Raw genomic sequence first — 23138 nt, forward strand, 5'->3', positions numbered from 1 at the left:
ACACCTCCGACTTGCCCGTGACGACCCGCTCGAACGCGGCTTCGACACTGGCGCGGTCGTCCGCATGAACGATCCGCCAAGGCTCAGGATCGTCGGGCAGTTCATCGTCCCGATACCCGAGCGCCGTCTTCCACTGCGGCGACCGCCAGACCCGCCGACCGAGAATGTCCAGATCCCACACCCACTGGCCCGCACTCGTCAGGGCGAAGCTGGCGCGTCGCTCGGTCTCGATCAGTGCGGCCTGAACGGCCTTCTGGCGATCGATGTCGACGATCTGGACCAGGTAGTGGGTCATCCGTCCGGCGTCGTCCCGGCGCAAGGCGGAGACGTGCACCGTCACCCAGACGAACGAGCCATTCCTGTGCCGGTAGCGTCGCTCCGCACGATAGGCTTCGAAATGGCCCCCGCGCATCCGCGCGGTGCGTTCACGTACCTCGATCAGATCATGGGGATGAAGCAGCGTTTCGAGGTTGAAGTCGGCTACTTCGTCCGGACGGTATCCCAACAGGTTCGCAAATGCTGGATTCGCATATAGCGTACTACCATTGGAATCTTTGACAACCATGCCAATGGCTGCCTGTTCCATCATCGAAGAGAATAAGCAGACATCTTTAGTAAACAACGTCAGTCACCGGAAATCTCGGCCATTCCAATCATCTGTGACCAGTTTCGCAGATTCATGCAACATAGCCAGTCGCACGAGCATATCAGGGGACAGGCTTCAAGCTGCAGGATAGCCGCGCCCGCGACCAGCAGGCGACTTGCGCCAGGCTTGGCCTATCCGGCTTGGTTCCAGCCACCGCCCAGGGCGCGGTACAGGCTGACGCTTGCGGTAAATCTGGCCAGATCCGCCTGGGTCAGCGTGTCGGCTGCCGTGAAGCTGGTCTGCTGTGCCTGCAGGACCGAGACGAAATCGGTCGCACCGGTGCGCCAGCGCAATTCGGCGATGCGATAGGCTTCACGCGCAGCGATGTAGGCGTCGCGACGCAGCGCGAACGTCCGTTCCGCCGCCTGGACGGCGATGAGGGAGTTCTCGACGTCCTGTAGCGCCGCGAGGATGGACTGGGAGTAGACCGCCGCCAGCTCCTGATAGCGCGCCACAGCCTCGTCCTCGCCTGCTTCCAGCCGGCCAGCGTCGAAAATGGGTGTCGTGACCGCGCCCGCCAGCGACCAGATCGCTCCGTCGGCTGACATGAGGTCGCTGAACTCGGTGCTCTGCAGCCCGCCGGACACAGTCAGGGCGACTACCGGAAAACGTGCCGCCCGCGCGGCCTGGGCATCGAAACCTGCCGCCGCCAAGTCCGCTTCCGCCCGCGCCAGGTCCGGCCGGCGGCGCAACAGTTCCGAGGGCAGCCCAGCCATGATCGGCGGCAATTGCAGCCGATCGAGGGTAGGGACGGCCACCGACAGTGTTTCAGGGCGCCTGCCCAGCAGGAGCGCCAGGGCATTGGCCTGACGCCGCTCGTCGCCCTCCAGGCCGGCCACGGCCGCTTCCTGGCTCTTCACCGCGGACAACTGCTGCTGCACCTCCAGCTCCGAAGCCTGCCCGGCCGTGGCCTGAACGCGGACGATCCCCTGGACGCGCCGCGCCGCGTCCAACGTGTCCCTGGCCAGCGCCAGCCGGTCACGCAGCGCCAGCAGCGTGAAGTAAGCGTTGGCTGTATCGGCGGTCAGGGTGAGGGTGACCGCGTCGCGATCGTACACGGTCGCGAGCAGCAGCGTGTCGCTCGCGTTCGCGAGGTTCTCCAGCTCCCCCGCCAGGTCAAGCTCATAGGAAGCCGAGATCGCGGCGCTATAGCTGGTCCGGGTCCGGCTGTTGCCGTTCGTGCTGGAGCTCCGGCCGCGGCTGAGCCCGCCGTCCGCGTCGATGACCGGGAACAGGGCGGCGCGGGTGATGCGGGTCTGCGCCTCCGCCTGTGCCACGCGCTGGACGGCTGCCTCCAGATCGCGATTGTTCGCCGCGGCCTCCAGGATCAGCGCATCCAGTTCCTCGCTGCCGAAGGCACGCCACCAGTCAGGATCCGGCCAGGTTGCGGCCGCGTCGGCCGGCAGGGCCATGAACCGGTTGCCGGGATCGGTCGGCGCCGTGGCGAGGCGCTGGCTGATGTCGCAGGCCGACAGCCCTGCCAGGGCCGCCAGCACCAGGGCGATTCGCGCTTGGGTCAATCGGCCGCCAGTGCCGCTACCGGGTCCAGCCGGGACGCCTTGCGCGCCGGCAGGTACCCGAAGATCAGTCCGGTCAGGACCGCGCAGGCGAACGCCAGCAGGATCGGCCCCGTGGTCAGGAGGATCGGGCGTCCGAACGCGCCCAAGGCAAGGGCGCTCCCTACCCCCAGCAGCACGCCGACCAGGCCACCCACGAGGCAGACCGCCAGTGCCTCCGCGTTGAACTGCAGGAGGATGTCGCGTGGACGGGCACCGGTTGCCATCCGCACCCCGATCTCGCGGGTCCGCTCGGTCACGCTCACCAGCATGATGTTCATGACACCGATGCCGCCGACCAGCAGCGAGATCAGCGCGATGGCGCCGAGCAGCACGGTCAGCGTGTTCTGCGACTCCATGGCCATGTCCAGGATCGCCGCCGTGTTGCGGATCTGGAAGTCCATGGCCCCGTGCCGCGCCTGCAGGAGTGCTGTCAGTTCCGCCTCCGTCTCGTCCATCCGGCTGGTGTCGGCGACCTGGACCGTGATCGAGCGCACGAACGGCTTGCCGTGCAGGCGGAGCTGTCCCGTCGTCAGCGGCACGAACACGACGTCGTCCTGGTCGGAGCCGAACGGGGTGGCGCCCTTGGCCGCCATCACGCCGATCACCTGGAACGGCACGTTGTTCAGGAGCATGTAGGCGCCGAGTGGATCGGCCTCGCCGAACAGGTTGCGGGCGACCGTCTGCCCGATCACCGCCACGGCTGCGAACTCCTTCACGTCGCGCTCGGTGAAGAAGCTGCCCGAGGCGACCGGCCAGGCACGGACATCCGGGAAGGATGGCACGGTGGAATCCGTCTGCGTGACGGCATCGGCACCCTCCGCCCGGGCCGTCGCGTTGAACGTGTACTCGGAGATGGCGCCCCGGACATTCTCCAGGCGCTCGATGGCGAGGCGGTCCGCATCCACCAAGGTCGCCACCGTCCCATCGGTCGTTCGGACGTTTCGGGCGCCAGGCCGCACCAGCAGGAGGTCCGGACCCATCGCGGAAATACGGTCCAGCACCTCCTTCTTGGCGCCATTGCCGATCGCCAGCATCGCCACGACCGACGCCACGCCGATCACGACACCCAGCAGGGTCAGGGCCGTGCGGAACAGATTGGCCGACAAGGCACGGCCAGCGGTCTTCAGGATCTCGCCCGCGACCGGCATGGCCGAGGCGCGGGCGGGCGCCGGCGTCCCGGACCTCGTGCGCGGTGCCGGCAGCACCGCTCCGCTGTCAGCGATGATCCGGCCGTCCCGCATCTCGACCAGCCGGTCCGCCTGCTGGGCCACGCCGCGGTCATGGGTGATCAGGATGACCGTATGGCCGAGCCCGTGCAGTTCGCGCAGGAGGCGCATCACGTCCTGGCCGCTGGCACTGTCGAGAGCGCCGGTGGGTTCGTCGGCGAGGATGACTTCCCCGCCGTTCATCAGCGCGCGCGCGATCGAGACGCGCTGCTGCTGGCCACCCGAGAGCTGGGCCGGCCGGTGGTCGAGGCGCTCGCCCAGGCCCAGCATGGTCAGCAGCTCGGCCGCCCGTTCCTCGCGCAGGGCCTTGGGCTTGCCGGCATAGACCGCTGGCACCTCCACGTTCTCGAGCGCGCTTTCGTTGGCCAGGAGGTTGTACTGCTGGAACACGAAGCCGAACCGATCGCGGCGCAAGCCTGCCCGCTCGGTCGGGTCGAGGTCGCCGACCTCCTCGTCGTCGAACCGGTAGCTGCCACCGCTCGGCCGGTCCAGCAGGCCCAGGATGTTCATGAGCGTCGTCTTGCCGGACCCCGACTGGCCCATGATCGCGACGAATTCGCCGCGCCGGATGTCCAGGTCGACCCCACGCAGGGCCAGCACCTCCGTTTCTCCTCGCGCGAAGCTGCGCTCGATCCCGCGCAGGCTGATGAGGGGAGGCGGCGCTGCCAGCGGCGCGGTACCGCCGGCGGGCGGCCTGGTCTGGACCAGCAGGCTCACAGGCGCGGTCCCATCGCCGGCCGCGGCCTCGCAGCGTCCTGGGGCGCAGTGACACCTTTGAGGACGACCCGTTCTCCTGGTTCCAGGCCCGAGACCACCTCCGTATGCACCCGGTCGCTCACCCCGATCCGGATCTGCCGCGAGGAGACGTTGCCCTCAGCATCGAGCACCTGGACGGTCCGCTCCGCCGTGCCATCATCCCGGGAGAGGGCGGCCAGCGGCACCATCGGGACATCCTTCGCCTCGGCCCGGATGAAGAAGGCCTGTACGCTCATCTGCGGCAGCAGCTCTCCATCCGCGTTGGCAACGTCGAACAGCGCCGTATAGAGCGTGACGTTGTTCACGACTTCCGGCGTCGGGTAGATCTGCCGCAGCGTGCCGTTGCGCGGCTCGTCCGGACGACCCAGCGTGTTGAAGCGCACGGGCATGCCCAGCCGCAGCTTCGGCTGGTCCGCCTCGGAAACCTGCACCTCGACCGTCATGGTCGCGAGATCGGCGATGCGCAGCAGGATCGGCGCGGACTGGTTGGCGTTGAGGGTCTGGCCCTGCACGGCCGTCACGGAGATCACCGTGCCGGTCATCGGTGCCGCGATGCGCGTGAAGGACAGGTTGGCCCGATCCGCGGCGATGGTCGCCTCCTGGCCGGAGATTTCGGCCTCCGTCTGGAGGATCTGCGCGTCCAGCACGCGCAGCTGCGCCTCCGCGATGTCGAGCTGGTCGCGGCTGGTGGCATTGCCGCGGAACATGGCGCGCTGGCGGTTGGCCTGAGCCTCGGCCAGCTCGCGCTGGGCCACCTGCTGGGCAAGGACGCCGTTGAGGCGCGCGAGTTCGGCCGTGTCGGTGGACAGACGCGACTGCAGGACCCTGGCATCCAGCTCGGCCAGGAGCTGCCCCTGGGTCACCTGATCGCCAATGGCCGCATTCAGCCTGGTGAGCTGCCCCGACACCTGGGCGCCGACATCGACATAGCTGGCCGGCTGCAAGGTACCCAGGGCACTGACCACGTCGGCGACATCGCCGCGAACGACCTCGACCGTGCGCACCGCCACGGCCTCGCCGTCGTCACTCGGCCACCAGGTGTAGGCGACAGCTGCCACCGCCAGCAGGACCAGGCAGGCCAGGGCCAGGACCCACCGGTTCCGGCGACGACGCCGGGCAGGACGCATCCGGGCGGAGGCGCCCGTCTCGGTGGACGGGGGAGCAAGCTCGTTCATGGATCTCCGCGGCAGGTTCCCGGACGGCTCCGAGGGTACGGAGTAGCCACCCGCCGACAAACGACTAGGACCGATTCGCTTCCTCATTATGTGCTGCGATGTAACGGTCGGTTACAAGAGGAAGCCCTGATGCTGCTGCTCCGTGCCGCGCCATCAGCCGGCAGCCTGATGCAAGATCAGGTCGCTCCCACGCTATCGTGCCCACCCTCTGCCGTGCTCTTACCTTGCGGCCAAGGGGGCTGCCGGCGCGGCTTCGATGGAGGACCAGTTCATGCCGAGCGACATCGAGATTGCCCGGGCGGCAAAGACCAGGCCGATCGTGGAGATCGCGGAAAAGGTCGGGATCACGGCGGACGAGCTGCACCCCTATGGCCGCGCCATCGCCAAGGTCGACCTGTCCGTCCTCGACCGGATGGCCGAGCGTCCGAACGGCAAGCTGGTCCTGGTGACGGCGATCAACCCCACGCCGGCCGGCGAAGGCAAGACCACCACGACCGTGGGCCTGGGCGACGGGCTGAACCGGATCGGCAAGAAGGCGATGATCTGCCTGCGCGAGCCCTCGCTCGGCCCCTGCTTCGGCATGAAGGGTGGAGCTGCCGGCGGCGGCTATGCCCAGATCGTGCCGATGGAGCAGATCAACCTCCATTTCACCGGCGATTTCCACGCCATCGGCAGCGCCCACAATCTGCTCGCGGCGATGGTCGACAATCATATCTACTGGGGCAACGAGGCCGGGCTCGACCAGCGCCGCATCGTCTGGCGCCGAGTCGTCGACATGAACGACCGTGCACTGCGCCAGATCACCAGCTCATTGGGCGGGGTGGCGAACGGATTCCCGCGCGAGGACGGTTTCGACATCACCGTCGCGTCGGAGGTGATGGCGGTGTTCTGCCTCGCCACCAGCATGTACGACCTGGAGCAGCGCCTCGGCCGGATGATCGTGGGCTATACCCGTGACCGCAAGCCGGTCACGGCCAAGGACATCAAGGCCTCGGGTGCCATGGCCGTCCTGCTCAAGGATGCGTTCATGCCGAACTTGGTGCAGACGCTGGAGAACAACCCGGCCTTCGTCCATGGCGGACCGTTCGCGAACATCGCGCATGGCTGCAACTCGGCGATGGCGACGCGCACGGCGCTCAAGCTTGCCGACTACGTGGTGACCGAAGCGGGCTTCGGGGCCGATCTCGGAGCTGAGAAGTTCTTCGACATCAAGTGCCGCAAGGCTGGCCTGACCCCCGACTGCGCCGTGATCGTCGCCACCATCCGCGCGCTCAAGAGCAATGGCGGCGTGAGCAAGGAAGATCTCGGCAAGGAGAACCTGGACGCCCTTAAGAAAGGCATCGTCAACCTCGCCCGCCACGTCCGCAACGTCCGCAAGTTCGGCGTGCCATCCGTCGTGGCGCTGAACCATTTCGTCACCGACACGCCGGCGGAACATGAGTTCGTGCTCCGCTTCTGCCGGGAGGAGCTAGGGGTCGAGGCGTTCGTGTGCGCGCACTGGGCGGAAGGTTCTGCCGGCATCACCGCGCTGTCCGAGCATGTCGTGAAGCTGTGCGACGAGGCGCATTCGCTGGACGGCCGTGGCTTCGTCCATCTCTATCCGGACGACATGCCGCTCTGGGACAAGGTGAAGACGATCGCCACCGAAATCTACGGGGCCCAGGACATCGTCGCCGACAAGAAGATCCAGGACCAGTTCAAGGAGTTGCAGGCGGCGGGCTATGGCCACTTCCCGATCTGCGTGGCCAAGACGCAGTACAGCTTCTCCACCGACCCCACCCTGCGCGGCGCACCGTCCGGCCATCTGGTGCCGATTCGCGAGGTACGTTTGTCCGGAGGAGCCGAGTTCCTGGTGGTGATCTGCGGGGAGATCATGACCATGCCGGGTCTGCCGAAGAAGCCGTCGGCCGAGAGCATCCGCATCGACGAGCGTGGGCAGATCGATGGCCTTTTCTGACCGACCGCTCGCAAAGATAGCGGCTCGAAGCCCATGCCACACGAGCCGTTAACCTTGTTTTAAGTCGAGACCCGTACCCTCGGATCCGTTCAGGATCCTGGGGACGGTGGTTCATGCCCGCTTCGATGAGTTGGCTCGGCAACGATGGTTCGCACGGCGCGGCTGGCGGCAGTGCGAGGACCGGGATGGATCCCGTTGCCGCCACGCCCGCCATCGGCTCATCGCCGACGAGCGCCGTTGCCACGGGTGATGCCGCCGTCGATTCGCTCATCTCCGGCGTGCGCTGGCAGCCCGGCGAGACCGGTCTGGTCATCGAGTACAGCTTCGCCGCGGGGGACTCATCCTGGCGGAGCGGCTATGGCAACGATGAACCGGGCTTTTGGGCCGGTGACTTTTCCGAAGCCGAGAAGGCGGTCGTACGTCAGGCGCTGGGCGCCTGGGCTGATGTCGCCGACATCCACTTCGTCGAAGTCGCAGAATCGGACACGGCGGCAGGCGATCTCCGCTTCGGTCGATCCACGCTGCCGTCGACCGCGTGGGCCTACCTGCCGGATCCGGCTGCCGAAGGCGGTGACATCTGGCTCGGCCAGCAGCGCTTCCCCAGGATCGACGAGCCCGACATCGTCGACTGGGTCTACGCACCAGGCACGTGGCGCTACTTCACCCTGATGCATGAGGTGGGCCACGCCCTGGGGCTGCTGCACACCCATGATGGTGACGACGGCGTGGGCTCGGCACTGGATCCGGCGGTCGACTGGATCGGCAACTCGATCATGAGCTATCGGTCCTACCCGGGCCAGGATCTGGGCCAGGGCTATGCGGTGGAACTCTATCCATCCACGCCGATGGGTCTGGATGTGGCTGCCATGCAGTCCCTCTATGGTGCCTCCTCGGCCTTTGCCGGCAACACGGTCTGGCGATGGGAGGAAGAGGAGCGGATCTACCAGACGATCTGGGACTCCGGCGGTATCGACACGATCGACTGGTCCAACCAGACAACCGCCGCCACGATCCGCCTGGGGCAGAACAGCTGGTCGGAACTGGGCGAGCCGTTCCGCTGGAGAGCCGATGGCGGCGGCAGCCTGCCGGGGACGATGTTCATCTCCCGCGGGACCCTGATCGAAAACGCCATGGGCGGACTTGGCGGTGATCGGATCGACGGCAATGCACTTGCCAACCGGATCGAAGGTCACGGCGGCGACGATCTCCTGTTCGGCCGGGACGGGTCAGATGCCCTGTTCGGTGGCGATGGCGATGATCGGATCGAGGGCGGCAGCGGCGACGATCTCGTGTCGGGCCAGCACGGGATGGACGTCATCCTCGGCGGCAATGGCGATGATGCCCTCCATGGCTTTGCTGGCGACGACCGCCTCTATGGCGAAGTTGGCGCGGACATGGTGTCCGGCGGCGATGGTGCCGATCGGCTCTATGGCGATCTCGACGACGACCTGCTGGACGGCGGGGCCGGGAGTGACCTGGCTGTATGGCGGCACGGGTGACAACCAGCTGAACGGCGGCATCGGCGATGACCGGCTGTTCGCCGGCGGCGGGATCGATCAGTTGCGGGGTGGAGCAGGGCAGGACGTGCTGCATGGCGGCAGCGGCGACGATTCCCTCTACGGCGAGGACGGCAACGATCTTCTCGCAGCTTGGTATGGCAATGACACGATCAGCGGTGGTACCGGGTCAGACACGCTGATGATCCACTTTCATTCCGCTGGCTACCGGATCGAGGGCACGGTTCAGGGTGGACGCCTGGTAGACATCGCATCTGGCGACGGGAACCTGGGCCTCGACCAGTTCATCTCGATCGAGAAGATCGTGTTCCTCGACAGGACCCTGGGCTGGTCCGGAGGCACATGGAACGTACTGGGTTGATCGGCCTGAAAGTATGGCCGCATTCGATGCAGCATTGCCGCTGCGCTGATGGGTGCGAGCTGGTATGATGCCCTATAAGCAAGGGGACGATCGACCGGACGATGGCCGATGATATCGACAAGCGCGAGATCGACACTGAACTGGAAGGTGTTCGAGCGGCCCATCGAGCATTGGATGATCTGATCCGGCAGCTGACCGCGGAGGGCTCCAGCGATCAGCTGCACATCCAGCGCCTCAAGAAGCGCAAGCTGATGCTCAAGGACAAGATCATGGCCCTGGAAAGCGAGCGCATCCCGGACATCATCGCCTGAGCACGGTCGAGTGATCGCCTCGCTGTCACCGATCCGGGCGTTGACCGATCGGGAACAGCCGGTTGACGTGGCCCATCTTGCGGCCCGGTCGCGCCTCCGCCTTGCCATAAAGGTGCAGGCGGGCACCCGGCTCGGCGAGAATGGCAGGCCACCCCAGCACGTCATCGCCGAGTAGATTGGTCATGATCGCATCGTGATGGCGGGTGGTGCTGCCGAGCGGCAACCCGCAGACGGCGCGCACCAGCTGCTCGAATTGGCAGCAAGCACAGGCATCCATCGTCCAGTGGCCGGAATTGTGCGGACGGGGCGCGAGCTCGTTGACCAGGATCCGCCCGTCGCGCGCCAGGAACATCTCGACGCCCAGAACCCCGACCAGGTCCAGGGCCACCGCGATCCGCTCTGCAATACGGACTGCCTCGACGCGTTGTGCAGCGGTGATAGGGGCCGGTGCCAGCGTCTCGGCCAGCACATGGTTGGCGTGCCGGTTCTCCACCGGATCAAAGCTTGCGACGCTGCCGTCCAGTCCGCGCACTGTCACGACCGAGAACTCGAAGGCAAAATCGACCATGGCTTCCAAGATGGCCGGGCCGCCGCCGATCCGATCCAGCGCTTCCCCAGCACCGGCAGCGTCGCGCAGCGCGGTCTGGCCCTTGCCGTCATAGCCGAGCCGCGTGGTCTTCATGACGGCAGGCAGGCCGGCTTCGGCAATTGCACCGGGCAACGCCCGCTCGTCTGGCACCGGCGCAAAGCGGGTGACACCGATCCCGAGACCGGCCACGAACCGTTTCTCCGCGACGCGTTCTTGGCAGACCGCCAGCACGCCGGCACCCGGGCGCACGGGTACCCGCTCCGCCAGTCGCTCGACTGTCCAGGCCGGCACGTTCTCCCATTCGAGGGTCACCACGTCGACGGCCTGGGCGAACCGGTCGAGCGCGGCCGCATCGTCGAAGCCCGCTTCGGTATGGGCTGCCGCCACGAGCGCGGCGGGCGGATCCGCTTCTGACGCATAGATGTGGCAGCGATAGCCGAGCCTGGCGGCCGCCAGGGCCGTCATCCGGCCGAGCTGCCCGCCGCCCAGGATGCCGATCGTCGAGCCGGGAGGAATTGTCTTCATGGCGCGCCGGTCCAGTTCCGCGAAAACCCGTCAGTCCACGACCGCGTCCGGCACCGCCTCGGTCTGGGCCTGCCGCCAGCGTTCCAGCCGCAGCGCCAGGTCCGGGTCCGCCAGGGCAAGGATGGAGGCGGCAAGCAGCCCGGCGTTGATGGCGCCGGCCTTTCCGATCGCAAGTGTGCCGACCGGCACGCCGCCCGGCATCTGCAGGATGGAAAGCACGCTGTCCACACCGCTCAAGGTTGCGCTCTGCACAGGCACGCCCAGCACCGGCAGGGTCGTCAGCGAGGCGATCATGCCAGGCAGGTGCGCGGCGCCGCCTGCACCGGCCAGGATGACCTGCAGCCCGGCCGCCTTCGCACCCTTGGCGAATGAGAACAGGCGGTCCGGCGTGCGATGGGCCGACACCACCCGTGTGAGATTCGGTACGCCCAGCTCGTCCAGCACCGCACATGCATGCTGCATGGTCGGCCAGTCCGAACGGCTGCCCATGACGATGGCGACCTTCGGCGCTGGCCCCGCATCGGCGCCTGTCAAGGTGCATGCCCTTCGTCGTCAGGCTTCGGCTGCAAGGCCATCGGGTCGGCGGCGGCCTGCTCGTTCGCCTGCTTGATCTGCAGGAAGACTTCCTCGCGCAGCACGCTCGCCTCGGGTGGAAAGCTGAAGCCCAGCTTCACGGTCCGGCCCTTCAGCTCGACGACGCGGACCTCGATCGCGTTGTTGATGATCACCGCCTCACCGGCACGACGCGTCAGATAGAGCATGGGTCCACCGGTGAGGGTTTCGGCAACGGCATCAACGATTTGTTAACCTTAACGACCTTAAGCTGCAACCGTCGCAGGCCGGAATGGTGCGCGCAAGGAGCGATCTGACATAGTTGCGGTCAATTCAAGGTTGTTCACGCTCCTGTCGGCCCGCCAGGGCTGGCTGGGTGACCGCCAGACCGTGCTGGCCCGCAACATCGCTAATGCCGATACCCCTGGCTTCATGCCGAAGGATCTCTCGGAGACCGAGTTCCGCCGCAAGGTCACCCGCGCGGTCCGTCCGGCACCGATGATCCTGATGGCCGCGACGAACGCTTCCCATCTGCCCGCCAGTCGTCGCCCCGACGCGGACGACGCCAAGCCACGCACGGGGCGCGGCTGGGAAGTTTCCCCGTCCGGCAATGCCGTCGTCCTGGAAGAGCAGGCCGAGGTGATGGCGCGGACCCAGCTCGACCATCAACTCGGCAACGACCTGTACCGCAAATACGTCCAGATGTGGCGCACAGCCGTCGGCGGCAGTCACGGATGACGGTCCCCCGACGCCGCCGCTAGCCGACCTTACTGGAGAGTCCGATGGACCTGGAACAATCGCTGACGATCGCCGGCGCCGGAATGAAGGTGCAGAGCTCGCGCATGCGGGTCACCGCCGAGAACCTGGCGAACGCGGAATCGACGGCCGAGGCGCCAGGCGGCGAGCCCTACCGACGCAAGACCATCTCGTTCGGCGAGGAGTTCGACCGCGCGCAGCAACTGGGTCTGGTCAGCGTCCGCCGCTACGGCACCGACCCTTCCGAGTTCAAGTCCGAATATAAGCCCGGCCACCCCGCCGCCGACGAGGCGGGCTACGTCCAGATGCCGAACGTCGAGCCGCTGGTCGAGATGATGGACATGCGCGAGGCACAGCGGTCCTACGAGGCGAACCTGAACGCCTTCGAGGTCAGCAAGAAGATGATGCAGCGAACGATCGACCTGCTGCGCTGACGAACATCCCGCAACGGCCCCAATCCTGAAGGAGCAGAACCATGGCAGTCGAGATCGGACCCAAGGCGGCCACCGCCGCTTACCGCAAGGCGCTCGAGCGGATCTCCGGCGGCGGCAGCGATGCCGCCACGGCGATGCCCAGCTTCGGCGAACTGGTAAAGAGCCAGTTGCAGGATGCGGTGCAGGCCGGGCGCCTGGCGGAGCAGACCAGCGCCGATGCGATGGTCGGCAAGGCCGACCTGCAGCAGGTGGTGGAAGCGGTCACGGCAGCGGAACTGGGCCTGTCGACGGTGACCGCGGTGCGTGACCGTGTCGTCGCCGCCTACCAGGAGATCATGCGGATGCCGATCTAGGGTCCCTGCCATGACACCGGAACAAGTCATCGGCCTCGTGCGCGAGGCGCTCTGGCTGATGATCCGCATCGGCGGCCCGATGATGCTGACAGCGCTGGTGGTGGGCCTTGTCGTCTCCCTCGTCCAGGCCCTGACCCAGATCCAGGAAATGACCTTGTCCTTCGTCCCCAAGGTAGTCGCCATGTCCGTGGCGCTGATTCTCACCTTGCCCTTCATGTTCGGCGAGCTGCGCGCCTTCACCGAGCAGCTGTTCGACCGGATCATCACGGTCGGGACGAACTGAGCCGCCATGACCGGTGCCCTGGCCGATCTGGTGACCCGCGAGGTCCTCGCCTGCGCCCTGGTCTTCGCGCGCGTCGGCACCGCGATGATGATCCTGCCGATGTTCGCCGAGCAATGGCTGACGGCGCGCGCCCGGCTGGCGATGGCGCTGGTCGTGTCGTTCGTCCTGGTGCCCGGCTCTGGCGTGCAGGCTCCAGCCACGCCGGACCCTCTGTCCCTTTTTCTTCCCGTCGTCGGCGAGATGGCGATCGGTGCCTTTCTCGGCCTGTTGATCCGCTGGATCTTCGCGGCCCTGCACATGGCTGGAACCGTCATTGCCATGCATTCCGGCCTGCAGGTCGCCGCCATGTTCGATCCGAACGAGGCATCCCAGTCCACCATCCCGTCGGCGCTGCTGTCGATGATGGTCCTGACGGTGCTGTTTGCGAGCGATGCGCACCACCTGCTCCTCGCTGGTCTTGCGCACAGCTATGGGGTTCTGCCGTTCGGCAGCCTGCCCGACCTGCCCTACATGACCGAAACCATGAGCCGTGCCGGCAGCCAAGCCTTCGATCTGGCTTTTCGGGTAGCTGGCCCGGTCGTGCTCGCAACTCTCCTGCTCAACGGCGTCCTGGGGGTCATGAACCGTCTCATGCCAACACTGCAGGTCCTGTTCGTGGCGGCACCGGCGCAGATCATGGTCAGCCTGATTGTGCTGGCCGCCGCTGTTGGATCGATCGGGCTCCTTGCGCTGCGCATGCTGTCCGTCGCCTGGTCCGACGTGCTCGGGAACTTCTGAGCCGTGGCCGAGGAGCGCGACGACGACAAGACCGAGCAACCATCGCAAAAGCGGCTCGACGACGCCCGCGCCAAGGGTCAGGTGCCGCTGTCCCGGGATGTGGCGCACGTGCTGATCCTGGGGATGGCGACCGGGTTGCTGGCCTTCGCGGGTCCCGCACTCGCCGTGCAAGTCCTGGGCAGTCTGCGCTGGTTTCTGCAGCACGCCTGGGCCCCTGCCGGTGAACTCGACGAGATACGCTCCCATGCCCTCACCGCCGTTTTCGGGCTTCTGGCGGTCATGGTTGTGCCCGCGGCAGGATTCGCGCTCGCCGCCATCCTGTCGACCGTGAGCCAGCAGGGCCTGCTCTGGAGCAGCGACAACCTCATGCCGAAGGCAGAGCGGCTGTCGCCGCTGGATGGACTTAAGCGGCTGTTCGGCGGCACCGCCCTGATCGAATTCGCCAAGAACCTGTTCAAGGTGGTCACGATCGGGGTGGTCTGCTGGATCCAGCTGAGGGGAGAGCTGTCCCTGCTGGTGGGGGCCGTGGCCCATGAGCCCGCCACGATCGGCGGGGAGATCGGCCGCCTGCTCGGTCGGCTGCTGCTCGCGTGCACGATCACCATGGGCTGCTGTGCCATGCTCGACATCGTCTGGCAGCGCTTCCGCTTCCAGCGGCAGATGCGCATGTCCCGCCAGGACGTGAAGGAGGAGATGAAGCAGAGCGAGGGCGATCCGGTGATCAAGCAGCGCCTGCGAGCGATCCGGATGGCACGAGCGCGCCAACGCATGCTGTCGGACGTGGTCAAGGCGACGGTGGTCATCACGAATCCTACCCACTACGCGGTGGCGCTCCGCTACGAGAAGGACCAGCAGGCGGCACCGGTCGTGGTCGCGAAAGGCGTCGATCACCTGGCGGCGATCATCCGTGCGAAGGCGGCCGAGCATGGCATTCCACTGGTCGAGAATCCGCCATTGGCCAGGGCACTCCATGCCATGGCCGATGTCGGCCAGCCGATTCCGGTCGATCATTACCGTGCGGTGGCCGAGGTGATCGCAACCGTGATGAGATTGCGCCGCGGCCAGCCGGCCGGCTCGCCAGCTCCCTAGCTGCTGGCGCCGAAGCCAATCCACGAACTGCTCGCCATCAGACAGAGACGAACCGTGTGCAGGCCGACCGGCCGCTGAATTGATCTGGCCTAGCGGGCCGACGAATGGCCCTGCCTGGACCTCGCTCCCGCCGCACCTGGGTCATGACGTGCATCCTGGCCGCCACGTGACGCCAGAGAGACGCGAGCCGCGTTCCGAATGGATCGGCGATGCCCCTGGTCATCCAGCCGCGTCGCCCTAGTTGCTGGCGCAGGCCATCGATCTGGTGTGCGTGATGCCGTCCTCCGAACCCGTCAGGCCAAGCCTGGATCCGCCCGACCGTATCGTCCTGCCCGAACCGCTCGGTACCATCCGCCCGGCGCGCAGCGAAGTGCAGCGCTGGCAGCGGCTGGGCCGGGCCGAGGGAGAGCTTGTGCTGGGCTGGTCCGCGGGCGATGCCCTGGTCCGCGTCGAGTACCATTGGATCAGGCGGCTGAGGCTCACCAACCCTGCCGCCGCCGACATCTACACCGCCGAGCTATGGGCCAAGCGTCCTGCCGGGGACTGGTGCTACATGATCCTGCCGGGCGAGCCGCGCCTTCATGTCGTCGACGAGGCCCAGCTGCGGCCTCTCCTGTTGCGCCAACTCGGGGTGGACATCGGCTCGCCGGTCACCGCAGGAGCGGGATCAGCTCCCTGAATATCTCCGTGCCGGCTCGCTCCATCCACTCGAACACCACCATGTCGGTTGTCACGATCTGGGCACCGGCGCGTGCCATCCGCCCGAGCCCCACCTCCTTGTCGAGTGCACGCCTGGTCCCAACGCCGTCTGCCACCACGGCGACCTTCCTTCCACGGGCCAGGAGATCGATCACGGTCTGCAGCACGCAGACATGGGCTTCCGCGCCGATCACGACGATGGTGTCCCGCCCGAGCTGGCTGATCCGCTCGGCCGGCTCTGGATCACGCATGGCCGAGAAAGCAATCTTGGGGACGACCCGCTCCGGCGCTATCAGCGATCGAATGGGCAGCACCAGATGGCCCAAGCCCTTTGGGTATTGCTCGGTCGCCAGTACCGGCACGTCGAGCCTGGCAGCAGCCTGAAGTACGATCCGGCAGCGCGAGATCAGGTCTTCCGGCGCTTCCAGTACCGGCACCAGCCGTGCCTGCAGGTCGACCACGAGGAGGGCGCAGGCTTGGGCTGCAAGCAACAAGATCACTCCTTTCGACGTTGCACGACCGTTTAGACATGGCCTTCGCAATGGCTGCGCTACAGTCTCACCTGGTCAAGCACGCCCAGGTCGACGAGCCGCCTGTCCAAGGCCAGCGCTTCCTCCTCCATGAGCTGGCGCCGCGCACGGATAAGCCGACGTTCCGGCCCGTCCGGCAGTGCTTCCAATCTTGTGCCGAGGCAGACGAGGCAGCGCCGTCGGTCCTGGCGCATCTGGGTCGCCAGGAGAAGTCGCCGTTGCGGTGACAACTGGCCGATGAAGCACAGCCGCAACTGTTCCTGCAGGAAGCGATGCTGATGGCAGGCAGGGCCGAGCGGGCGGCACAACTCTCCCTCGAAATACCGTCTTCCGTCTGCAGTGGCCGCAAGATCGCGCTCAGCCTGGGCCAACACCATCCATTTCTGCCGCAGTCCCGCCTCTGCCCGTGCGACCAGGAACGCGTCGCTCGGTTCGAGCCAAGGATGGCAGAGTGCCCGTACCATCTCCAGTGCACGCGGGAACAGGCGGTCCCGCTCGTAGACCGCACCGATCAGCGCAGTATCGACCAGTCGCTCGGTGACATCGCCATTCATGACCGCACCTTCTCGACAGAACCGTCATTGGCGACAGTGGAGCGAGATGTCGCCATGGCGTCCAGGGAAAGCCGACGAACGCTGAACTGGAATAATGCGAGAAACTTTCCACCCACTCCCGTGTCGAACATGAACCAGTGTTAATGTTGCGCCGTGGCAACGTCTTGAGCACAGCTGCGTGCGCTCGGGTCAAGGCGCTGGCAGGGACGCCTCGCTGGCTGTACTGCCAGCGCGCGCATAGATGCGCTGCCGTCCGTTCAAGGCGAACGATGTCCATGACTGGTACTGTGACAGAATGCATCAGTACCAAAGGGCGCATTCGTGAGCTTGTTGCTGGCTCGGTAAAGGCAACTTGGTCTATCCGGGCCATGGATAGAGTGTCGGCGATCGGTGGAAAGCATGAAGGTCGGAATTCTCGCGGGTGGTCTCGGATCCCGCCTCTCGGAAGAAACGGTCAGCAAGCCGAAGCCGATGGTAGAGGTTGGCAGCAAGCCGATCATCTGGCACATCATGATGCACTATGCCCATTACGGGCATAAGGATTTCGCCATCGCCCTCGGATACAAGGGCGAGTATATCAAGAAGTACATGACGGATTACTGCTCACTCAGCAGTGATCTGACGGTGGATCTCCGGCGCAGTGTAGTCGAGCGCCACACCGAATCATCGCTGGACTGGCGGATCGACCTTATCGACACCGGCCTCAACACGCAGACCGGCGGCCGCATCAAGAGGCTGCAGCCCTTCCTCGGCAAGGACGGCACGTTCCTCCTGACGTGGGGCGATGGCGTGTCCACCATCGACCTGGACGAGCTGGTCCGGTTTCACAAGCGGCACGGCAAGCTCGCAACCGTCTCGGCTGTGCGCCCACCCGCCCGGTTCGGCAAGCTCGACATCCAGGGCGACCAGGTGGTGGCGTTCGAAGAGAAGCCACAGCTGGGCGAAGGCTGGATCAACGGTGCGTTCTTCGTACTGGAGCCCGGGATCTTCGACTACATCGATGGAGATTCGACACATTTCGAGCGCGAGCCGCTGGAACGGCTCGCCGCGGATGGCCAGCTGATGGCCTACCGCCACGAAGGGTTCTGGCAGTGCATGGATACGGTCCGTGACCGGGTCCGCCTCGAGGAACTCTGGGATTCCGGCCAGGCCCCCTGGAAGATCTGGGACTGAGGATACTACCATGCGCGTTCTCGTCACCGGCCATGACGGCTATATCGGTCACGTCCTGGTTCCCATGCTTCAGGCTGCCGGCCATGAAGTGACCGGCCTGGACAGCCTCCTGTTCGATGGCTGCACGTTCCCTGGCCAGCCGCGGGTGAAGTGCCGGCAGATCGTGAAGGACCTCCGCCAGGTCGAGCGCCCAGACCTGGAGGGCATGGATGCCGTCCTTCACCTGGCCGGCCTGTCCAACGACCCGCTGGGCGACCTGGATCCGGAGACGACCTACGACATCAACTGGCGTGCGTCGGTACGTCTGGCCGAGCTGGCCCGTGATGCCGGTGTCGCCCGGTTCGTGTTCTCCTCGTCCTGCTCGAACTACGGTGCTGCCGGGGACAACTATCTGGATGAATCGGCCGGCTTCAACCCGGTGACGCCCTACGCCGAGAGCAAGGTCTGGACCGAGCGCGATGTCGCTCCGATGGCCAGCGACCGGTTCAGCCCGATCTTCCTGCGCAGCGCCACGGCCTACGGCCTGTCCGCTCGGCTGCGCGGCGACCTGGTCGTGAACAACCTGACCGGCTTTGGCGTGACCACCGGCAAGGTGGAGATGAAGAGCGACGGCAAGCCCTGGCGGCCGTTGGTCCACATCGAGGACATCGCACTCGCCTTCAAGTGCGTGGCGGAAGCTCCGCGCGACCTCGTCCATGGCGAAGCGTTCAATGTGGGTAGGACGAGCGAGAACTACCGGGTGCGCGAGGTCGCCGAGCTGGTGGCGAAGGTCGTGCCGGACGTCGAGGTGACCTTCGCCAGCGATGCCAGCCCCGACGCCCGCAACTACCGGGTGAACTGCGACAAGATCGCCCGCACCCTTCCGGCCTATCAGCCGAAGTGGACGGTGGAGGCCGGCATCCGCCAGCTCTACGATGCCTACACGCAGGCTGGCCTCACCCGGGAAGAGTTCTTCAGCCCGCGCTACATGCGTCTGGCCCATGTGAAGAACCTGATCACCGGCGGCACCGTCGACCATTCGCTGCAGCATCTGAAGGCGGCCGCCTGACCATGGCTGAGATCGTGAGCTGCCGGTCCTGCGGCCGGCCGCACCTGAAGACCTTCCTGTCGCTGGGCGACCTGCCCCTGTCCGACGGCTTCATCGCGGAAGGCGACCTGGACAAGACGGAGCCGCGGTTTCCGCTCGACGTGGCATTCTGCGAGGACTGCACGCTCGTGCAGATCCTCAAGACCGTGCCGCCGGAAGAACTGTTCGGCCACGACTATCCCTACTTCTCGTCGTTCACCGACGCGCTGGTTGCCCATGCGCGCGAGAATGTCGAGGCGCGGATCAAGGAGCGCAGGCTTGGGTCCTCCTCCTTCGTGGTCGAACTGGCGTCGAATGACGGCTACCTGCTTCAGCACTACCAGAAGGCAGGGATCCCGCTGCTCGGGATCGATCCGGCTCCGGGGCCGGTCGAGGCTGCCCGGAAGAAGGGCATCGACACGCGGCTGGCCTTCTTCGGCCTGAGCATTGCGGAGGAGCTGGCGGAATCAGGCCGCAAGGCCGACGTGATCCACGGCAACAACGTCCTGGCGCACGTCGCCGACACGAACGGCTTCGTGCAAGGCATCGCAACGCTGCTCAAGGACGACGGCGTCGCGGTGATCGAGGCGCCCTATGTGCGCGACCTGATCGACCACGGCGAGTTCGACACGATCTATCACGAGCACCTGTGCTACTTCTCGGCAACGGCGCTGAAGGCGCTGTTCCTGCAGCACGGACTGTACTTCAACCGGGTCGAGCGCCTGTCGATCCATGGCGGTTCGCTGCGGATCTTCGTGGAGAAGACCGATCGACCCGATCCGTCGATCACCGGACTACTGGCCGAGGAGCGCGAACTCGGGATCGACAAGTTCGATTACTATGCGAGCTTTGCGGCCCGGGTGGAGAACATCAAGAGCAGCCTTCGCGCCATGCTCTTGGACCTGAAGGCCCAGGGAAAGAAGGTCGCCGGCTACGGTGCCGCCGCCAAGGGCACGATCCTGCTCAATTATGTCGGGATCGGTCCGGACCTCTTGGATTACGTGGTTGACCGCAACACATTCAAGCAAGGCCGCTGGATTCCCGGTGTCCGCCTGCCGATCAAGGCTCCGTCGGTCATCGAGGAGACCAAGCCCGACTATCTCCTGATCCTGCCCTGGAATTTCAAGGACGAGATCATGAGCCAGCAGTCGGCGCATGCGGCACGCGGCGGCAAGTTCATCCTTCCGATCCCGACGCCCGTCATCGTCTGAGAGTACTTCCCGTATGTCGGATCATGTCTGCAAGGCGTGCGGCAGCACGGACCTCGACCTGTTCTACAAGGTCGACAGGATCCCCGTGCATAGCTGCCTGATGGTGGATTCGCGCCAGGAGGCGCTGGATTTTCCCAAGGGCGACCTTGAGCTGGGCTTCTGCAACCAGTGCGGGTTCATTCAGAACGTCAAGTTCGACCCCAAGCCGCAGAACTACTCGCCGGCTTACGAGGAGACGCAGGCCTTCTCGCCGCGCTTCGTCCGCTTTTTGGAAGAAATCTGCGACGACCAGATCCAGAAGTTCGACCTGAAGCCCGGCAAGACCGCGCTGGAGATCGGCTGCGGCAAGGGCGAGTTCCTGGTAACGCTGTGCGAGCGTTCGGGAGCGGCGGGCATCGGCATCGATCCCGGCTATCGGCCGGAGCGCACGGTGAGCCCGGCCGCGGACCGCCTGCAATTCATTCAGGACTTCTACGGGCCGAAGTACTGCCACCTGCAGGCGGACCATGTCTCGTGCCGGCACACGCTCGAGCACATCCATGAGGTCCATGAATTCATGAAGCTGGTGCGCGAGAGCATCGGCGACCGTCCGCACGTCGACATATTCTTCGAGCTGCCCGATGCCGAGCGGGTGCTGACCGAGCCGGCCTTCTGGGACATCTACTACGAGCATTGCTCGTACTTCACCTTGGGCTCGCTCAGCCGCCTGTTCCGTTCCACCGGGTTCGACGTGACCAACCTGTGGAAGGCCTATGACGACCAGTATCTGATGCTGGAAGCCAAGCCCGTGGATGGTCCGACCCAGCCGCGCCTGGAGCTGGAGGACGATCTGGCGAAGACGAAAGGGCAGGTCGCGCAGTTCAAGGCCGTGATCGGCCCGGAGCTAGAGCATCTGCGTGGCCAGTTCGCCCGCTGGAAGCACGAGAACAAGAAGGTCGCCTTGTGGGGTTCCGGCTCGAAGGCGGTATCGCTGATCACCACGCTCAAGATCGCCGACATGGTCGAGGCGGTGGTTGACATCAATCCACACAAACACGGCAAGTTCCTGGCAGGGTGCGGCAACGAGATCCTGTCGCCCAAGGCACTGGTGGACATTCGGCCGGACGTGGTCGTAGTGGTCAATCCGATCTACCTGAACGAGATCAGTCGTGGTCTCGGGTCGATGGGGCTGGAGCCGGAACTGACCGCGCTCTAGGCGTAGTCGATCCGCCGCCTCGGCCTGACGGTCATTCCACCGTCCGAGTTCGTCGAGATTGTCACATAGCTGTCGTTAACCCTGGCTAGGGCGCGACGAACATCGAGTTGTGGAACGGAGCCTGCCTTGACCAGAGACGTCGACTTTGCCGGCCGGCTCGTGATGATCGGTTGCGGCTCGATCGGCCGCGCCGTGCTGCCCTTGCTGCTCCGTCATGTCGTCACCGCTCCGGATCGGATCGTCATCGTCACCGCCGACGAGCGCGGACGGAGTGCGGCCGAGAAGTACGGCGTGACCTATCATGTCACTCCGCTGGATCGCTCGAACTATCGCGAGGTGATCTCGCCGCTGCTCGGCAGAGGCGACTTCCTGCTGAACCTGTCGGTTGAAGTCGAGAGCCTCTCGCTGATCCGGCTGGCGCGCGAGCAAGGCGCGCTCTACCTCGACACCTGCATCGAGCCTTGGGCAGGTGGCTATACCGACCAGTCGAAGTCGGCCTCCGAACGCTCCAATTATGGCCTGCGCCACGCGGCGCTGGAGCTGGGGCGTTCCCTCGGGCCGGGGCCGACCGCGGTGGTCGCCCAGGGCGCCAACCCGGGGCTCGTCTCGCAGCTCGTGAAGGAAGCACTGCTGCAGATGGCCGCAGAGACCGGGCTTCAGCACAGCAAGCCTTCAGGGCAGGCGGAGTGGGCGGCGCTCGTGCGCGACCTCGGGATCAAGGCAATCCATATTGCCGAGCGGGACACCCAGGTCGCCGCAGGTCATCCGAAGAAGCCGGGCGAGTTCGTCAACACCTGGTCGATCGACGGGTTCATCGGCGAAGGCTGCCAGCCGGCTGAACTCGGTTGGGGAACCCACGAGAAGACGCTGCCCGCCGAGGGCCACCAGCATGGCTATGGTAGCGACGCCGCGATCTACCTGGCCCGTCCTGGTGCCTCCACGCGAGTGCGTAGCTGGACGCCATTGGCCGGCCCCTATCACGGCTTCCTGATCACCCATAACGAGGCGATCTCGATTGCCGACTACTTCACGAGCCGCGACGGCCAGACGGTGACGTGGCGGCCCACGGTCCACTATGCCTATCACCCCGCCGACGATGCCGTGCTCTCGGTGCACGAGCTGGCCGGCCGCAATTGGGAGGAGCAGCCCGAGAAGCGTCTGATGATGGACGAGATCACGTCCGGCATCGATGAACTGGGGGTCCTTCTCATGGGCAACCCAAGGGGCGTCTTCTGGTATGGGTCACGCCTCTCGATCGAGGAGGCGCGTGAGCTGGCGCCGTTTAACAGTGCGACGTCGCTGCAGGTAGCTGCTGGTGTTCTGGGCGGCATGGCGGCTGCTATCGAGCATCCCGATGCCGGCCTGGTCGAAGCGGATCAGCTCGACCACGAGCGAGTGATGGAGTTGGCTCGGCCCTATCTCGGTCCGGTCGTTGGCGTATGGGGCGATTGGACCCCACTCGAAGGACGCGGCCGCCTCTTTCCGGAAGACCTCAATACCTCTGATCCCTGGCAGTTCAAGAATATCCTCGTCCGTTGAGAGGCGGCAAACCTGACGGTGATAAAGGTCACTGCTGGAACGTGAAGATCAGCTCAGATTGAACGACAAGCCGGGATCGCAGATGGCTCGGGCGAACGCCGTATTTCCCCGCGGCGGGCTGCTCCCCCACACTCTGCCGACGCCCATGAAGCCTGATCCCGGCTCTTTTTCCCTGTCAGGTGGTTCGCCAGGGAAGCGCCACCCGTTGTTCAGCGCGCAACACCAACCGATTTTTCCCTACCTGCAGTTGATTTCGACGATCAGCCATGGTCAGGTGACGCTTGCGGGCTGGCGCGCGGACCGAC

25 protein-coding genes are annotated in these 23138 nt (G+C 65.7%); 16 read left to right on the top strand and 9 right to left on the bottom strand.

The genetic code is table 11. From position 1 onward, the window contains the following. The 4 genes from VHL31_RS24880 to VHL31_RS24895 all read right to left on the bottom strand — a co-directional run. Positions 1 to 565, bottom strand: a 565-nt coding sequence (locus VHL31_RS24880; RefSeq protein WP_329663949.1) for a PAS domain S-box protein, incomplete at its 3' end; no start/stop codon positions are given. 212 nt (positions 566 to 777) lie between these two features. Then, entirely contained in the window at positions 778 to 2166 is a 1389-nt protein-coding gene (locus VHL31_RS24885) for an efflux transporter outer membrane subunit (RefSeq protein WP_329663950.1), read from the bottom strand. Beyond that, entirely contained in the window at positions 2163 to 4148 is a 1986-nt protein-coding gene (locus tag VHL31_RS24890) for a MacB family efflux pump subunit (protein WP_329663951.1), read from the bottom strand. The genes VHL31_RS24885 and VHL31_RS24890 overlap by 4 nt, the downstream gene beginning before the upstream one ends. After that, positions 4145 to 5362, bottom strand: coding sequence for an efflux RND transporter periplasmic adaptor subunit (locus tag VHL31_RS24895; RefSeq protein WP_329663952.1), 1218 nt, complete (start codon positions 5360 to 5362; stop codon positions 4145 to 4147). Before VHL31_RS24895 ends, VHL31_RS24890 begins: the two co-directional genes overlap by 4 nt. 271 nt (positions 5363 to 5633) lie before the next feature. Here VHL31_RS24895 and VHL31_RS24900 point away from each other — a divergent pair, with 271 nt between their 5' ends. The 4 genes from VHL31_RS24900 to VHL31_RS24915 all read left to right on the top strand — a co-directional run bounded on the left by VHL31_RS24900 (position 5634) and on the right by VHL31_RS24915 (position 9508). Then, complete coding sequence (locus tag VHL31_RS24900; RefSeq protein WP_329663953.1) at positions 5634 to 7319, top strand: formate--tetrahydrofolate ligase; 1686 nt, start codon at positions 5634 to 5636, stop codon at positions 7317 to 7319. 185 nt (positions 7320 to 7504) lie between these two features. Then, positions 7505 to 8818 (top strand): M10 family metallopeptidase, encoded by a 1314-nt coding sequence (locus VHL31_RS24905; protein WP_329663954.1) that lies wholly within the window; start codon positions 7505 to 7507, stop codon positions 8816 to 8818. Beyond that, entirely contained in the window at positions 8790 to 9197 is a 408-nt protein-coding gene (locus VHL31_RS24910) for a hypothetical protein (RefSeq protein ID WP_329663955.1), read from the top strand. Before VHL31_RS24905 ends, VHL31_RS24910 begins: the two co-directional genes overlap by 29 nt. 101 nt (positions 9198 to 9298) lie before the next feature. Beyond that, the gene (locus tag VHL31_RS24915; protein WP_329663956.1) at positions 9299 to 9508 is read left to right on the top strand and encodes a YdcH family protein; all 210 of its coding nucleotides are present in this window, start codon (positions 9299 to 9301) and stop codon (positions 9506 to 9508) included. Between the two features lie 25 nt (positions 9509 to 9533). On the opposite strand, the gene VHL31_RS24920 is transcribed toward VHL31_RS24915, so the two are convergent. Genes VHL31_RS24920 through VHL31_RS24930 form a run of 3 tightly spaced genes read right to left on the bottom strand, consistent with a single transcriptional unit; the run spans position 9534 to position 11383 of the window. Continuing rightward, on the bottom strand, positions 9534 to 10622 hold the full coding sequence (locus tag VHL31_RS24920; protein WP_329663957.1) for a 5-(carboxyamino)imidazole ribonucleotide synthase: 1089 nt from the start codon (positions 10620 to 10622) through the stop codon (positions 9534 to 9536). A gap of 30 nt (positions 10623 to 10652) precedes the next feature. Then, entirely contained in the window at positions 10653 to 11156 is a 504-nt protein-coding gene (gene purE / locus VHL31_RS24925; RefSeq protein WP_329663958.1) for a 5-(carboxyamino)imidazole ribonucleotide mutase, read from the bottom strand. Next, positions 11153 to 11383 (bottom strand): carbon storage regulator, encoded by a 231-nt coding sequence (locus VHL31_RS24930; protein WP_329663959.1) that lies wholly within the window; start codon positions 11381 to 11383, stop codon positions 11153 to 11155. The genes purE and VHL31_RS24930 overlap by 4 nt, the downstream gene beginning before the upstream one ends. A 130-nt stretch (positions 11384 to 11513) precedes the next feature. Between VHL31_RS24930 and VHL31_RS24935 the strand changes: the two genes are divergently transcribed. From VHL31_RS24935 to VHL31_RS24965, 7 genes are all read left to right on the top strand, one after another. Beyond that, entirely contained in the window at positions 11514 to 11912 is a 399-nt protein-coding gene (locus tag VHL31_RS24935; protein ID WP_329663960.1) for a hypothetical protein, read from the top strand. Between the two features lie 44 nt (positions 11913 to 11956). Beyond that, complete coding sequence (gene flgC, locus VHL31_RS24940) at positions 11957 to 12364, top strand: flagellar basal body rod protein FlgC (protein ID WP_329663961.1); 408 nt, start codon at positions 11957 to 11959, stop codon at positions 12362 to 12364. Between the two features lie 41 nt (positions 12365 to 12405). Next, complete coding sequence (locus VHL31_RS24945; protein ID WP_329663962.1) at positions 12406 to 12717, top strand: flagellar hook-basal body complex protein FliE; 312 nt, start codon at positions 12406 to 12408, stop codon at positions 12715 to 12717. Positions 12718 to 12727: 10 nt separating this feature from the next. Beyond that, positions 12728 to 13000, top strand: a complete 273-nt coding sequence (fliQ, locus tag VHL31_RS24950) for a flagellar biosynthesis protein FliQ (RefSeq protein WP_329663963.1) — start codon at positions 12728 to 12730, stop codon at positions 12998 to 13000. Positions 13001 to 13006: 6 nt separating this feature from the next. Then, positions 13007 to 13777: a flagellar biosynthetic protein FliR gene (locus tag VHL31_RS24955; RefSeq protein ID WP_329663964.1), complete on the top strand. Its 771-nt coding sequence runs from the start codon at positions 13007 to 13009 to the stop codon at positions 13775 to 13777. Between the two features lie 3 nt (positions 13778 to 13780). After that, positions 13781 to 14866 carry a flagellar biosynthesis protein FlhB gene (gene flhB, locus VHL31_RS24960; RefSeq protein WP_329663965.1) on the top strand — a complete coding sequence of 362 codons (1086 nt, stop codon included), beginning with the start codon at positions 13781 to 13783 and terminating at the stop codon, positions 14864 to 14866. 274 nt (positions 14867 to 15140) lie between these two features. After that, the gene (locus tag VHL31_RS24965; RefSeq protein ID WP_329663966.1) at positions 15141 to 15545 is read left to right on the top strand and encodes a hypothetical protein; all 405 of its coding nucleotides are present in this window, start codon (positions 15141 to 15143) and stop codon (positions 15543 to 15545) included. On the opposite strand, the gene VHL31_RS24970 is transcribed toward VHL31_RS24965, so the two are convergent. Both VHL31_RS24970 and VHL31_RS24975 read right to left on the bottom strand, forming a co-directional pair. Further along, the gene (locus tag VHL31_RS24970; RefSeq protein WP_329663967.1) at positions 15517 to 16059 is read right to left on the bottom strand and encodes an isochorismatase family protein; all 543 of its coding nucleotides are present in this window, start codon (positions 16057 to 16059) and stop codon (positions 15517 to 15519) included. The two genes, VHL31_RS24965 and VHL31_RS24970, sit on opposite strands and share 29 nt — an antisense overlap. Before the next feature lie 56 nt (positions 16060 to 16115). Continuing rightward, positions 16116 to 16649, bottom strand: coding sequence for a hypothetical protein (locus VHL31_RS24975; RefSeq protein WP_329663968.1), 534 nt, complete (start codon positions 16647 to 16649; stop codon positions 16116 to 16118). Positions 16650 to 17048: 399 nt separating this feature from the next. On the opposite strand from VHL31_RS24975, the gene rfbF reads away from it, so the two are divergent. The 5 genes from rfbF (at position 17049) to VHL31_RS25000 (ending at position 22833) form a co-directional block, all read left to right on the top strand. Then, entirely contained in the window at positions 17049 to 17822 is a 774-nt protein-coding gene (rfbF, locus tag VHL31_RS24980; protein WP_329663969.1) for a glucose-1-phosphate cytidylyltransferase, read from the top strand. 10 nt (positions 17823 to 17832) lie between these two features. Then, the gene (locus VHL31_RS24985; protein ID WP_329663970.1) at positions 17833 to 18870 is read left to right on the top strand and encodes an NAD(P)-dependent oxidoreductase; all 1038 of its coding nucleotides are present in this window, start codon (positions 17833 to 17835) and stop codon (positions 18868 to 18870) included. A 2-nt stretch (positions 18871 to 18872) separates the two neighbouring features. Further along, on the top strand, positions 18873 to 20099 hold the full coding sequence (locus VHL31_RS24990; protein ID WP_329663971.1) for a class I SAM-dependent methyltransferase: 1227 nt from the start codon (positions 18873 to 18875) through the stop codon (positions 20097 to 20099). A 13-nt stretch (positions 20100 to 20112) separates the two neighbouring features. Then, positions 20113 to 21294, top strand: coding sequence for a class I SAM-dependent methyltransferase (locus VHL31_RS24995; protein WP_329663972.1), 1182 nt, complete (start codon positions 20113 to 20115; stop codon positions 21292 to 21294). A 162-nt stretch (positions 21295 to 21456) separates the two neighbouring features. After that, the gene (locus VHL31_RS25000; RefSeq protein ID WP_349262546.1) at positions 21457 to 22833 is read left to right on the top strand and encodes a homospermidine synthase; all 1377 of its coding nucleotides are present in this window, start codon (positions 21457 to 21459) and stop codon (positions 22831 to 22833) included. The last annotated feature ends 305 nt before the right edge of the window (positions 22834 to 23138 follow it).

Source organism: Geminicoccus sp., from assembly GCF_036263595.1.
Taxonomy (GTDB): Bacteria; Pseudomonadota; Alphaproteobacteria; order Geminicoccales; family Geminicoccaceae; genus Geminicoccus.